Source organism: Glaciecola sp. G7-5, assembly GCF_055808975.1.
Genome location: NZ_CM147892.1, coordinates 2,293,163 through 2,306,474 on the forward strand (window position 1 = coordinate 2,293,163; position 13,312 = coordinate 2,306,474).

The following is a 13,312-nucleotide window of genomic DNA, read 5'->3' on the forward strand; positions in this document are numbered from 1 at the left end:
TCTCACAGATAAAAAGCGCTGGCATAATGACACGATTAGGCTTAATTAAGAGAGTGTTATTACCACTTTGTCATCCATTTTTGCATGCGTTCGTTTTTGTCTTGCCATAATTGATTTAACCATGCTTGAAACCCTGCTTGAAAAGTAGGGTTTTCAGAATAGTTTCCAATCAAATCATTCGTCACTTCTAAGGTTTTTACTTCGATTGCAATACGCGTCATTCGTCCGCTCAACATATCCATCATCGGGTGCTTAGAATTAGGGTAGGCTAGGGTAATGTCTATGATATTGCTAAACAGCTCACCCATTGCGGTTAAGGTAAACGCTATGCCGCCTGCTTTTGGCCTGAGTAGATGAGAAAATGGACTCTTAAATGCTACATGTTTTTGTTTTGTAAAGCGCGTACCTTCTACAAAATTTATGACGGTTGTAGGCCTATCGATAAACTTCTCGCAGGATTTACGTGTGCTCTCGATATCTTTCCCTCTCAAGTGCGGTTTTTTGGCGAGAAATGCCTGTGAATATCGGCGCATAAAAGGCATGTCTAGCGCCCATGCGGCTAAGCCTACAAAAGGGAGCCAAATCAATTGCTGCTTTAAAAAAAACTTTGGTGGAGGGATTCTTGGAGCGCAAAAATCAATCAGTAAAATAATGTCCAAATAACTGAGATGGTTGGCTGTAATTAAGTACCATTTTTGCTTCGAAAGGGGCTCATCTATTTCAATTCGGATTTCTATGCGATTGAATATTTTAATCAAGGCAACGCTTAAAATACCAAATGTGCTATAAAAACGATGCATCATTATTAACAAAATATTGCTGGTCCACTTAAAGGGCAGTAAAAAACGAATGATGCCAAAAAGACTAATACATCCGCCCCAAATTGCTAGGTTAATTAGTTGCAGGCATAAATGGATGGGGAAGATAAAACAGGCACGTAGCGTACTCATTATTTATTGTATTCCTGTTCTAGATGCATTAATTTTTGTTGTTTGATTTGCCATAAAGAATTTAGGTAATTTTGAAAGGCGAGTTTTTGTTTGTCATCGCTGAAATAATCAGGGCTATAAATACCTTTTTCAAAAAGGCTGCTGATACTTATTACATCAATATCTACAACGATATCTTTTACTTTACCACAAACAAAATCCCAAAATGAGGGAATACCCTTTGGGTAGTAAATGGTTACGTTGACCAAGTCAGTAAGGCGCTCACCCATTGCATTAAGGACAAAAGCCACTCCACCTGATTTGGGTGCGAGGACCTTGTTTAACATAAGCGCTTTGCCAGCTGGGGAGTTGGCTTTTGCTTCACTAAAACGTGTACCTTCTACGAAATTCATGACACTCACGGGTTTACTCTCAAATTTCTCACAGGCTTTTTTGGTCGTTTCTAGGTCTTTTCCTTTTAAATGCGGATGCTTCTTCAAGTAGTTTCTACTGTATCTTTTCATAAACGGAAAATCTAATCCCCACCATGCGAGCCCCAAAAATGGCACATACAGTAAGTTGTGTTTTAGGAAAAATTTTAGAAACGGTATTTTACGATTAAATATTCGTTGTAAAACTAAAATATCCACCCACGATTGGTGATTTGCAATCACTAAATACCATTTTTGGGTAGATAAACTACTTGGCATTTTAATGTGAAATTTGGTTCTCGAGAAGATTAATTGATTTAGTCGGTTGATGGATATCCAACAACTAGCAGAGGCATCGGCTAAAAAGGACATAAACCTCTGTAAAGGTCTTAAGGGTAGGAGTTTTATCACCGAGCAAAGCATGATTGGAATAAACCAAAACAGCGTGTTCACAAAATAAATAATGACGGCGATAGAGCCATTTATAGAGTAAAAAATAAATTTCATAGAAAGCTTATTACACTTTAAATTAAGGTGATTAAAATAGCCCTCGAGTATAGATTAAATGATGCTAAATATCGACATCAAGAGCGGCTGACTGTTATAGCACCACGGTGCTTACTTTGTTCCTACCTTCGCGCTTACTGATGTAAAGCTGGTTATCTGAAAGCTGGAGGACGTCTTCAAAATCGACGCTAAATTCTTTTTCTAGGCTACAAATACCCGCGCTAATGGTCATTTTAACTGCCTGATTGCCTTTCATTAAAGTCAGCGCTTCAATCTCATTTTTGATCAGATGGATGCGGTCATTATGTTCGCTAATTTCACCACCTGCGATCATAATGATAAACTCTTCGCCGCCATAGCGACCCAAAATGTCGGTGTCTCTTTTGCAATGTTTTTGGATAGTTTTGGCCACTGCAACGATGCATTTGTCACCAAATGGATGACCGTGGCTGTCGTTAATCCGTTTGAAGTGGTCAATATCAACAAAAATAAGCGACAAGTTAATACGGTTTCTCATGCAGTTTCTAAACGAATTGATGGCAAGGCGGTTAAAACCAGCCCTGTTAAGTAACTGCGTTAACGAGTCTTTTTGTGCAATAGAGTATAGTTCTTTGTTGAGTCGTTTTAGTTGTTTTGTTTTGTTATGTACTTGCTCTGACAACTGTTGATGAAAGTTTGACATGACTTCATGGGAATCAATTAACTTCTGCGTTAATTTAACCATTTCAGAGCTGACTCGCGATTCCCGTATAATGCGTTTGTGCAAATCAGGGTTTGGAAAATTTTCAGCAATATCTACTAAGGGCTTTGTTATTCTGCGTGAAAGTGATTTTGCTATAAAGGCAAACGCCGCCAAGACAAATATGGTGGCGATAATCAATACAAAGAAGTAGTTGATTAACAATGATGTTATCTTCATCGGTGAGACCATCACCGTGATTGTCCAGCCGTTATCTGTCTGACTTTGCTGGTATAAGTAGGCCTCGTTTTTGAATTTAAGTGCCGGGATTCGTTTGATTAAAGGGTCTTCATAAGTCTGATAGTCGAAGTTTGATAACAAAGGCGCTGCAAACGAAGAAGAGCGCGCAATTATGCGCTTTTTGCTGTCGCTAATCACATAAAGGTAGCCGCTATTGATGTTCTTATCATTAAATTCACTTAAGTCTTCTAAGGTCACTGCTCCTTGAACTAAGCCATTGAAGGTGCCAGCGTTTGATATAGGTGCGACAAAACAAATGATGCGGTCTTTGCCCAATCCTCTGCCGACTATAACATCACTTATAAAGGGAGCGGGTAGCTCGCTTGCTTGTTTAAAGTAGGCGCGAGTTTGAATTGACGGATGATCTATTTCATTTAAGCGTAAGCTGTGTTTAGTCGGGGCTGCACGCAATACCCGCCCATATTTGTCCGCCAAAATAACACTATAAAAAAGATCATAGTTTCTTACGGTAGCATTAATCAGTGCTTGTAAGCCAACGTTTGGGTTATTTTTAATAATCGTCGATGCGGTCTCAATGCTGTTTAAGTGCCGTTGCAACTCAATATTATTAATGTTCTTTAAATTGGTGGCTATGGTACTGAGTTCGCGCTCAACTATTTGTTCATTATGAATGGCCGATTGCCATATAAAAAACAAGGCGATGACCATCGCTGGTAGCGTAACGGTTAGCATGCACAAGGAAAAAATTAACGAAGATAATTGAGGCGGATTGACATAATATTTGTCGTAAATAAAGTGTGACGGTAGAAACCAGCAACATATTGCTACAACTGAAATACACAACAAACCATTGAGAGCTGTGGTAACACCACCTACAAAAAGTAATTCAGCAGAATCAAAACTGGTTAATGCTCTTAAGCATAATAAAAGTGGCACCCCAATTAACAACCAATACAGCATTGACGATTGAAAAAGGAAATAGCCCTTGCGCATACATACATGTATAAAAAGTATTTCAAGAGGAAGTATTACAAGCAGATAAGGATCATTGCCATAAACCGCCGCTGCGGTTGAGGCAATTAAGGCGCTTATGATGCCCGCATTTAAACCCCGTGCAACCAAGCAAAATAAAACAAAAATCTGGCCGAAATATAAACAAAAATCACCGAAAAAGGTAATCTTTAAAAAAGCGTTGGTAACTGCGCCAAGCACACCAAAGTTCAATCCATACAAGACAGTACTTAAGGCAAAGAAGGTTGTATCGTTACTTGCCGTTTTTTGGTTTTCGCTAAAATCTGTCTTAATCATGTTTGATTTGTTAAATACTACTCATTTATTAACACTCAGCATACCTAGAACAATCGCAAACCGAAGACTCAGTATAGGCCTTCGCTTTGACATTGCTAAGGGTAGCAAAAATTAACCGCTGAAATATTCTAGCGGTTCAATTGATTCTGTTTGAAAAGCACGACATATACTTTCGTATAACGCAAAAGCATACTTAATGGCAAGGTGACGTCGCAATTTGAGTCTTTCCTAGCGACAAAGGAGTGACGACAATTTATTATTTTATTTTTGCCAGTAAATAACTTTATATTTACATCGTGCCAACTTATCAATGCTAGCAAAATAAAGCAAGAAATGCATCTAGTGGGAACTTGTGTATGCGTGAATTTATGTAAATACATAAAATATCTACAAAGTTAGTTAGTAAAAATAAAAAAACCTCTAAAGAGAGGCTTTCTGGTAGAACAATTTCAAAACAATAATGTTTAATTTTGTGCTTTTAGGCTCTTGGTATCAACTTGCGCAATACTTGCGTCTTTGTGAGCAACAATGCTGATAGTCATCGTTCGGCTATCGAATGTCATTGTAGCAAGGGCTCTGTCACTCGCATCTGTAGCGTCTGCTAAGACGGCTTTTTGTGCTTTTTGGAAAACTAAGTTACTTTCTATGTTCTGACTCATACATTCGCTATTGATTTCGAATGTCTTTTTATTCATGCAATTGAATGCCTTAGTTTCACCATCTGTACTATTAGAAGCGAATGATGCGCCTGATACCGCGACTAGGAAAAGAGATAACATCAGTTTCATGTGGATCCTTGGTGAATTTGTGAGCACTTGAGTATAGACTAAACCCGCTCCATTCACAACTTAACTCATAGTTTTATTACGTTAATATGACAATGGGCAATAATTCACATGCAATATTTTCATTTTTCTGTGTTAAATTCCGTCACCATCTCCAAACTCATGCAGGCCACACTCTCTTTTCAAACCAAAGAATCGCGTTTCTTCTTCAGTCATGCCCGCTTGTAGTTTGACTGTAGTATGCCAGTCACCAATAGAAACGTAGCCTTGTTCCCAAAGTGGGTGATAGGGTAACTTATGATTTTTCATATACACGTAAAGGTCACGATTGCTTTGGTCAATAATAGGATGCACTTTAAACTGCTCTGATTGTTTTTTAAGCACACTTAAGTTGCTTCTGCTATCAGACTGACTTCTACGTAAACCTGCAAACCATGTTTTTGCATTCTGATCTTTGAGTGCGTTCTTCATTGGCAATACTTTGTTTAGCGTATTATATTGCTCAATTCCTTCTACGCCTTGTTCCCAGAGCCTACCGTGGCGAGCTTCTTGCCACGCCGGACTGATTGGCGCGGTATACACTTGTAGATTAAGTTTGAGTTTATCGCAAAGCTCATCGATGAACCGATACGTCTCAGGAAATAAATAGCCGGTATCAGTCAATATAACTGGAATACCCGGTGATGCCTCATTTAACAGGTGCAACATGACGGCTGATTGCGCACCAAAACTTGACGATACAATATGTGTCGAAGGTAGATTTTCTAAAGACCATTCTACTCTTTGAATAGGGCTCATCGCCTCTAGTAACACGTTTTGCTCAACGATCACGTCGTTGCTAGTATCAAAGTCAAGTTTGCTATGTACCCTGTCTGATTCGTTCATCGTGGCTAGATTATTCATGCGTTAATTCCGTATAAAAATCTTTTGCAGAATCTATTACCGGTGCAACTACTTTCGTTCTTACAACAAAGTCTCCAAAACTTTCTCCTGCGTCACGCTCATCCGCCCAACGTCCAATTAGATCATCAAGAATCGTCATGATTTCAGTGTCTAGAATGTTTTCTTTATACATCTTTGGAATGCGTGTTCCTTCGCGATTGCCACCTAAATGCAAGTTGTATTTGTTTGGGCCTTTACCCACTAAACCAATTTCTGCCAACATAGCGCGTCCACAGCCATTAGGGCACCCGGTAATGCGATAAATGATACTTTCGTTTTCAAGTCCGTGTTTGGCTAATATTTCCTCAAGCTCCGTCACTGCATCGGGTAAATAGCGCTCCGCTTCTGCCATCGCTAAGGGGCAAGTAGGCAATGATACACACGCCATCGAGTCTTTGCGTTGATTGCTTGTTGTTGCCTCTAATAAACCGTGTTTTACCGCAATATCTTCGATAATTTGTTTTTGTTCTGTTGGCACACCGGCGATAATCAAATTTTGATTAGCGGTCAAGCGAAAGTCACCTTTATGTACTTTTGCAATTTCTGCGCAGCCTGTTTTCAGTGGCTTGTTTGGAAAGTCTAAAATACGGCCATTCTCAATAAACAATGTTAAGTGATGCTTCCCGTCTATGCCTTCGACCCAGCCAAATCTATCGCCTCTTGAAGTGAATTCGTATGGCTTGGACGGTGCAAAGCTAACATTAGCGCGTTTTTCTACTTCGGCTTTAAAATTTTCTACGCCAACGCGTTCAAGGGTATATTTGGTTTTCGCGTTTTTACGATTAACGCGGTTACCCCAGTCTCTTTGGGTTGACACTACCGCAGCGGCTACCTCTAGGGTGTCTTCTAAACCTATAAAGCCAAAATCGTCAGCTTTACGTGGGAAAGTACTGTGATCCCCATGAGTCATCGCTAGGCCACCACCAACTAATACGTTAAAACCAATAAGTTTCCCGTCTTGGGCAATGGCAACAAAGTTAAGGTCGTTGGCGTGCACATCTACATCATTTTGCGGTGGAATAACAACCGTCGTTTTAAATTTACGCGGTAAATAGTTATCTCCTAAAATCGGTTCTTGTTCTTGAGTCGACTCCACTTTTTCGCCGTTCAACCAAATTTCAGCATAAGCATTTGTTTTAGGTAATAAATGCTCGCTTATCTTTGTTGCCCAATCCCATGCCTCTTTATGCACTTGTGATTCTATTGGATTAGACGTACACAACACGTTGCGGTTTACATCACCAGCTGTGGCTATTGAATCAATGCCAGTCGAATTTAACAGTTGATGCATAGGCTTGACGTTTGGTTTTAATACGCCATGAAATTGAAATGTTTGCCTAGTGGTCAGGCGAATGCTGCCGTAGATTGATTTTTCTTCAGCAAATTTATCAATGACAAGCCATTGCTCAGGCGTGATGACACCGCCGGGTAAACGCGCTCTTAACATTACATTGTGTAAGGGTTCGAGTTTTTGCTTCGCGCGCTCAGCGCGTATGTCGCGATCATCTTGTTGATACATGCCATGAAAACGGATTAGCTGAAAATTATCACCGTTAAAGCCGCCGGTTACATCATCGCTTAAATCAGCCTCAATCGTACCGCGCAAATGCTTGCTTTGGGCCTTGAGTCTCTCGTTATCAGCTAGTTTACCTTCAACTATGTAGGGGGGTTTATTACTCATTAGTATACATCCTTCTGGTAACGCTTTGATTTACGCATATCAACTAAGTATTGCTTAGCGTCTTTGTTATTCTTTTGGCCGTGGGTTTCAATAATACTTAACAAGGCATTTTCAACATCTTTCGCCATATGCATAGCGTCGCCACAAACATAAAAGTGGGCGCCTTGTTCGAGCCATTCGTATACTTCTTTTCCGTTTTCGAGCAGTCTATCTTGCACGTATATTTTTTGTGCTTGATCGCGTGAAAACGCTAAGCTTATTTTTGATAACAAACCTGATTTCAAATAGGCTTGCCATTCCACTTGATATAAGAAATCTTGGGTGAAGCTTGGGTTGCCAAAAAATAGCCAGTTCTTGCCTTCGGCCTCATTGGCTTCACGTTCCTGCATAAATGCTCTAAATGGTGCTATGCCAGTGCCTGGGCCAACCATAATAATTGGCGTGTTAGAATCGGCCGGTAGTCTAAAGTTGTCGTTATTTTCAACAAATACTTTGACTTCTTGACCTTCTTGCAAACGTGTTGATAAAAAGCCTGACGCACCTCCCTGATGCCTAAAACCAAAAGCGTCGTAGTCGATGTGCGCTACGGTTAAATGAACCTCGTCCTCAACTTCGCTCTGACTCGAAGCGATAGAGTATAAACGCGGATTAATGGGTCGAAGCGCATCAACCAACTGCTGCGCACTTACTTTGTTAGGAAATTGTTCTACAATATCAACAATTTGCCTTTCTTCTAAAAAACTTCTTAAGGCAGGTTTGTCGTCTAGGATTGCTTTTAAACCAGCATCTTGTGTTGCGTCTTGGAATGATTTAACAAACCCTGGGTAGCTCAATGTGAGCTCCAACTTATCTGACAATGCATGTTCTAAACTAAAGGATTCATCTTTAAGTTTAACGGTGTCATCTTTGTTTGTACCTGTTGCTGCAATGATGCGTTCAATTACCGCAATGTCATTGCTAAAATATACACCTAAAGCGTCACCGGGAAGATATTGCAAGCCAGAATCTTCTAAGGAGATTTCTACGTGTTGAATATCTTTCACTGAATCCCTACCAGTGATTTTTAGGCAACTAAGTAAAGTTGCTCCGCCAAATGGGTTTTGCTTATTGTAAGGCGATTCAACAGCATTATTTAGTGGAACGTTTGCAAGGGTATTTACCGTTTCTACTGGCTTTAACGATGCAATTAGCAAACTAGACACTGTTTGTGACCAACTTTCAATATCACTGCTATAGTCAACATCGCAATCAAGTCTGGGAACAAGCGGCTTAGCGCCTAAGCTTGCTAAGCGGCTATCAAAATCTTTCGCTGTTTGGCAGAAAAATTCATAGCTGGTATCACCTAGTCCAACGACTGCATATTGCAAATTAGGCAGCTTAGGCGCTTTTTTGCTGCCCAAAAATTCATGTAATTCAATAGCGTCATCAGGAGCGTCGCCCTCGCCATGGGTACTAACAAATACCACCATGTGAGTTTCATCTTTAATTTTACGTGGCTTGTAGTCAGCCATGCTAATTAATTTAGCTTTGGCACCCTTTGCTAACATTTGATCTGCAAATGCCTTGGCTTCATGCTTTGCGTTACCGGTTTGCGAACCATAAAGCACAGTCAACTCAGCTTGTTTAAGCTCGCTAGTTGTGTTTTGTGCCGCCACCGGTGCGCCTGCAGACATACCTGCAAGGTAACCGCTTGCCCAAACTAATTGGTCTTTGCTTAAGCCCGATACCGCTTTTGAGAGCGCTGACAACTGCAAATCATTTAGTGCAGGGGAAGATAGTTTATCGTTATGTTGAGTCATTAAAAAAACCGCTATTCTTTCAGATAGAGAGAGCATAGCGGTTTTGACTAATAACTTGAAAGAATAAAAGCTGATTTTTTATTCTGTTTTGGACTGAAACAATTTAGAAGTCGAATTCTATGCCAACAAAGGCACCATCAAACTGCAAATCGGCGTACACGTCGTCTACATCATTTAAGTCCAACTCTGTCGAGCGGTAGCCTAATTGTATTGACATATCAATGGCTAAAGTTTCTACAAAGCTATAGCTCAAGGCGACCTGATAGTCACTAAATGAGTCATCATCAATGGCCAGTAAGCTACCTTCACCCATTAGCGATAGACCAGTAAATGGCAGTCCAACTTGTACTTTTGCATAGCCCATAGGGATAATAGCATCAAGGTCTTGCTGGGCTGAGCGCCCGTTACTATCAACTACGAAAATAGTACCGTCTAGCTGTTTACCCGTTATACCCACATCGATAGATACTAAATCGTTGTCAAGTATTTCATAATACAAAATATAATCGGTAGTAGTCAGTTCGATTTGATTTGTGACGGTTTCATTCACCAAGAAGACTTCGTCACCAAAACTAAATTGACTATTGATTACGCTCGAACCATTCGTATCGAGAGTAGTGCGGGCGAGTTTTATATTAGGCACTAAAGGAATTGGATGCTCTAGTGCAGCATAAAAGTTGCTGTTTGTTTCGTCTTCAAAATTGAAGGTGGCAATAGAATCGTTTTGCGCAAAGCCTCCTTCAGCACTCATATTCCAGCCCTGTATACCGACATAACCGCCAAGTACGGTATCGGCCATTGCATTTGTGCTCGTCAATGCGGTAAATCCCGCAAGTGCCATACAGCTGAACATGGCCGTTCGTTTCATTTGTTTCATAATTAACCCTGATTTAATAATTCTGACAACTCAATAATTGCTGCGTTGGCACGTGAAATGTAATTTGCCATCACCAAAGAGTGGTTGGCGAGCAAGCCAAAGCCGTCGCCATTTAATATAACGGGACTAAACACAGAACCTTGAGTCCCTTCTAATTCTCTGATGATTTGTTGTAGACTCACGGTCGCATTCTTTTTGCGCAATACTTCAGCAAAGTCGGTTTCAATGGCTTTTAAGAAATGTAGCAAAGCCCAACTTGCACCGCGCGCTTCATAAAAATTATTGTCTAATTGAAACCAACTAGTTTGATTGATCATCACGTCTGATTCTGGTGCAGAGTTGGTTGCAGAAGAATCGCCGGCTAAATTTGTGTTGATAACTTCCGTGCCTACGCTAGCACTGAGTTTTTGCGATAAACTTCCTAGTCTTTTTTCAACTTGTTTTAAGTAGTCGCGCAAGTTGTCGGCGCGCGCATAGAACTGGTTGCTTGTAGCACTTACACTGCCTAACTCATTTCTATATTTATATAAATTTTTAACGGCCTTTTGATATTCGCTTTCAGACGAGGGTAGAAGCCATCGGTTGTTATCAAAGTTTAAGCTTGTTTGCGCGGTAGCGAGTGCTGCGTTGTCAATTGATTGTGACTGCGATCGGCCAAAATCTTTACGGATAGCCAATGCTAAGTCGCGGCTCATTTCAATCACACCAAACTCCCAGCTTGGCATATTATCCATAACGATGCCTGGAGGCATCATATCATTGGTAATATAGCCACCTGGCTTATGTAGCAGGTCTTCTAATACGCCGATAAGGGCGTTGGTAGTGGTGTAGCCGGTCACTACTTGTTGATTATTAGCTTGCGCTTGTTCAACTGCGCGCGCATTCACATCAAAGACAGAAGGTTTAAAACTCCACCAAAAACCGACAATACAAAGGATAAGTATGATGAGCGCGAAAAACCCGCTGATTTTTTTGGTCGTGAAAATTGTGCTCATTATTGTCCTCAACTAATTTACTAGGTAAAGGTGAATGGGAAATAGTACGCATTGAGGCTAGTTTACCTTTGCTAGCGGTACAAGAGCAACCTAATTCCTTGTTTTGATGGCAGTAATACTGATATTAAACCCTTTATTTATATCTCAGCAACAAAATAGCCAATACATAAGCTAAGCCTATCGCAAAAGGAAACATAAGAAATGCGGTGACGGTAAGGCCTCTTACAATCCAAGGGTTAAGGTCAAAATACTTGGCGATGCCCGCGCACACGCCCGACACTTTCGCATTTTGAGGATCTCTAAAAAATCGTTTGTCGTTGATGACGGTTTTCATAGCTTCTCCTTTATGTGAGCGTTTAGCTTGGTAGCAGGTACTCACTTAAGCTTTGTTATTAATAATATTTAAATGATTCAGTAACATAAACAATATGCTCGCGCCGATATAAAACAAAACCGGTGACAGCACTAAACTGAGTAAATTAACTTGGGATAACATTTTTCTATTCCTTCAGGTAAAGTTGCTAATGAAAGTACAGCGACTAATACTTAGTCGTCTGTATTTTCTTTTTCGTCTTCTTTGTCTGACCCATTATCGAGTTTGCTGTTATCTTGCTCTTTTGTTTTTGCCAAATCGGTAATTGTAACGCTGCCTACTTTTTCACTCTTACCGTCAAAAGACATAAGGTTGCTAGCGCTAAGGGTAATTTTTTGTACTTGATAATCTATTTCTAGCGACACGCTGTTCATTGCGCTATCAACCAAATTGCTAACGATGTGCTCAACGTCTGATGATTCATGTGCATTAACTTGCGTTGAAAGTGTGCCAGCGCTAATTAAAAGTAAAGCAGCTAATTTTTGATTAAGTTTCATGATGTTTTCCTAATAAAGTAAATGTGTGTATTAAGGTTTGCTGACAACTTTTGTAAACCTTGTGCCGTTTTGCGGTCACACTTTCCATATAGCGAATCTTGTGCCAAAAAATTGAGCTTTTAACAAGTAGCTAAAAATCAATGACTTACGCTTATTTTGGTGAGGGGCTTGTGGATGAAGCTATAAAATTTAGGGGAGCTTGGTTGAATTGGCTAAGTGATTTGGTTTTTTTGACCAAAAATTAGCGCGTCTTTTCTTGCTTTGTCTTGTGCGGCTAACACTTGCTCATAAGCGTCGAGCAAAAGATTAGGATTGTTATGTTTACCAGTGCCGTTTTGGCTAAGGTATCTTCGCCAAATCTTACCGCCAGTTTGTCCTTGAAATAAACCAAGTATATGCCTCGCGATGTGCCAAACCCGTGTGCCGTTTTCAACTTGCTCATGAATATAGACTGTCATCAAACGCACAATGTCTTCTCTGCTAACTTGCGAAATATTCGTGTTTTTATAAATGGACTCATCTACGCCACTTAAAATATAAGGGTTGGCGTAAACTTCTCTACCCATCATTACGCCATCAACATATTGCAAATGTTCATTGGCTTGGGCAAGGCTTGTAATGCCACCATTAATACTAATATGTAGCTTAGGGTTTTCTTGCTTTAACTTATATACGCGGTCGTAGTTAAGTGGCGGCACGTCTCTATTTTGCTTGGGACTTAAGCCTTGCAACCAAGCTTTTCGAGCATGAACGATAAAGTGTTCGCAACCAGCATCATGAATTGGTAAAACAAAATTGGTCAAACCAACATCGTCATCCATATCATCAATACCAATTCGACATTTTACCGTGACCGGTATATCTACTTCACCTTGCATGGCGCTGACACACTGGGCAACCACCTCGGGAGTGGACATTAAACATGCACCAAAGCTACCGTTTTTTACTCTATCCGACGGGCAACCAACATTGATGTTAATTTCATCATAGCCTTTACTTTGAGCAATACCTGCGCACCTGGCCATATCTTGTGGATTACTACCACCTAGCTGCAACACTAAAGGATGCTCTTGTTTATTAAACCCTAGGTAATCGCCTTTTCCATAGATGATCGCACCGGTAGTTACCATTTCGGTATACAGCACAGTGTTTGTTGAAAGTAAGCGTAAAAAGAAACGACAGTGACGATCAGTCCAATCGAGCATTGGAGCGACAGAAAAACGATGGTCTAGAAGTGGTCTTGTCAAG

Annotated in this window: 12 protein-coding genes; all 12 read right to left on the minus strand. The window is 40.4% G+C overall.

What is annotated here, in order from left to right; genetic code table 11:
- Positions 1–59: 59 nt before the first annotated feature.
- The 12 genes from AC0L6H_RS10095 to dusA all read right to left on the minus strand — a co-directional run bounded on the left by AC0L6H_RS10095 (position 60) and on the right by dusA (position 13,311).
- The gene (locus AC0L6H_RS10095) at positions 60–950 is read right to left on the minus strand and encodes an acyltransferase (RefSeq protein WP_473394146.1); all 891 of its coding nucleotides are present in this window, start codon (positions 948–950) and stop codon (positions 60–62) included.
- Positions 950–1,867 carry an acyltransferase gene (locus tag AC0L6H_RS10100; RefSeq protein WP_473394147.1) on the minus strand — a complete coding sequence of 306 codons (918 nt, stop codon included), beginning with the start codon at positions 1,865–1,867 and terminating at the stop codon, positions 950–952. Before AC0L6H_RS10100 ends, AC0L6H_RS10095 begins: the two co-directional genes overlap by 1 nt.
- A 94-nt stretch (positions 1,868–1,961) precedes the next feature.
- Positions 1,962–4,115, minus strand: a complete 2,154-nt coding sequence (locus AC0L6H_RS10105; protein WP_473394148.1) for a sensor domain-containing diguanylate cyclase — start codon at positions 4,113–4,115, stop codon at positions 1,962–1,964.
- A 464-nt stretch (positions 4,116–4,579) separates the two neighbouring features.
- Positions 4,580–4,903 carry a pyridine nucleotide transhydrogenase gene (locus AC0L6H_RS10110; RefSeq protein ID WP_473394149.1) on the minus strand — a complete coding sequence of 108 codons (324 nt, stop codon included), beginning with the start codon at positions 4,901–4,903 and terminating at the stop codon, positions 4,580–4,582.
- A 132-nt stretch (positions 4,904–5,035) separates the two neighbouring features.
- Positions 5,036–5,803: a phosphoadenylyl-sulfate reductase gene (locus AC0L6H_RS10115; RefSeq protein WP_473394151.1), complete on the minus strand. Its 768-nt coding sequence runs from the start codon at positions 5,801–5,803 to the stop codon at positions 5,036–5,038.
- Positions 5,796–7,523, minus strand: coding sequence for an assimilatory sulfite reductase (NADPH) hemoprotein subunit (gene cysI / locus AC0L6H_RS10120; protein ID WP_473394152.1), 1,728 nt, complete (start codon positions 7,521–7,523; stop codon positions 5,796–5,798). The genes AC0L6H_RS10115 and cysI overlap by 8 nt, the downstream gene beginning before the upstream one ends.
- Entirely contained in the window at positions 7,523–9,322 is a 1,800-nt protein-coding gene (locus AC0L6H_RS10125) for an assimilatory sulfite reductase (NADPH) flavoprotein subunit (RefSeq protein WP_473394153.1), read from the minus strand. Before AC0L6H_RS10125 ends, cysI begins: the two co-directional genes overlap by 1 nt.
- 103 nt (positions 9,323–9,425) lie before the next feature.
- Positions 9,426–10,199 carry a TIGR04219 family outer membrane beta-barrel protein gene (locus tag AC0L6H_RS10130; RefSeq protein WP_473394155.1) on the minus strand — a complete coding sequence of 258 codons (774 nt, stop codon included), beginning with the start codon at positions 10,197–10,199 and terminating at the stop codon, positions 9,426–9,428.
- 2 nt (positions 10,200–10,201) lie between these two features.
- Positions 10,202–11,194, minus strand: coding sequence for a DUF2333 family protein (locus AC0L6H_RS10135; protein ID WP_473394156.1), 993 nt, complete (start codon positions 11,192–11,194; stop codon positions 10,202–10,204).
- 133 nt (positions 11,195–11,327) lie between these two features.
- Positions 11,328–11,528: a PspC domain-containing protein gene (locus AC0L6H_RS10140; RefSeq protein ID WP_473394157.1), complete on the minus strand. Its 201-nt coding sequence runs from the start codon at positions 11,526–11,528 to the stop codon at positions 11,328–11,330.
- A gap of 212 nt (positions 11,529–11,740) precedes the next feature.
- Positions 11,741–12,064 (minus strand): hypothetical protein, encoded by a 324-nt coding sequence (locus tag AC0L6H_RS10145; RefSeq protein WP_473394159.1) that lies wholly within the window; start codon positions 12,062–12,064, stop codon positions 11,741–11,743.
- Between the two features lie 212 nt (positions 12,065–12,276).
- Positions 12,277–13,311, minus strand: a complete 1,035-nt coding sequence (gene dusA, locus AC0L6H_RS10150; protein ID WP_473394160.1) for a tRNA dihydrouridine(20/20a) synthase DusA — start codon at positions 13,309–13,311, stop codon at positions 12,277–12,279.
- Position 13,312: the final 1 nt, after the last annotated feature.

What these genes read in the sequence shown, in the direction of transcription:
- AC0L6H_RS10095 (WP_473394146.1), bottom strand. Translation starts at nt 950, where the DNA reads ATGAGTACGCTACGTGCCTGTTTTATCTTCCCCATCCATTTATGCCTG.
- AC0L6H_RS10100 (WP_473394147.1), bottom strand. Translation starts at nt 1,867, where the DNA reads ATGAAATTTATTTTTTACTCTATAAATGGCTCTATCGCCGTCATTATT.
- AC0L6H_RS10105 (WP_473394148.1), bottom strand. Translation starts at nt 4,115, where the DNA reads ATGATTAAGACAGATTTTAGCGAAAACCAAAAAACGGCAAGTAACGAT.
- AC0L6H_RS10110 (WP_473394149.1), bottom strand. Translation starts at nt 4,903, where the DNA reads ATGAAACTGATGTTATCTCTTTTCCTAGTCGCGGTATCAGGCGCATCA.
- AC0L6H_RS10115 (WP_473394151.1), bottom strand. Translation starts at nt 5,803, where the DNA reads ATGAATAATCTAGCCACGATGAACGAATCAGACAGGGTACATAGCAAA.
- cysI (WP_473394152.1), bottom strand. Translation starts at nt 7,523, where the DNA reads ATGAGTAATAAACCCCCCTACATAGTTGAAGGTAAACTAGCTGATAAC.
- AC0L6H_RS10125 (WP_473394153.1), bottom strand. Translation starts at nt 9,322, where the DNA reads ATGACTCAACATAACGATAAACTATCTTCCCCTGCACTAAATGATTTG.
- AC0L6H_RS10130 (WP_473394155.1), bottom strand. Translation starts at nt 10,199, where the DNA reads ATGAAACAAATGAAACGAACGGCCATGTTCAGCTGTATGGCACTTGCG.
- AC0L6H_RS10135 (WP_473394156.1), bottom strand. Translation starts at nt 11,194, where the DNA reads ATGAGCACAATTTTCACGACCAAAAAAATCAGCGGGTTTTTCGCGCTC.
- AC0L6H_RS10140 (WP_473394157.1), bottom strand. Translation starts at nt 11,528, where the DNA reads ATGAAAACCGTCATCAACGACAAACGATTTTTTAGAGATCCTCAAAAT.
- AC0L6H_RS10145 (WP_473394159.1), bottom strand. Translation starts at nt 12,064, where the DNA reads ATGAAACTTAATCAAAAATTAGCTGCTTTACTTTTAATTAGCGCTGGC.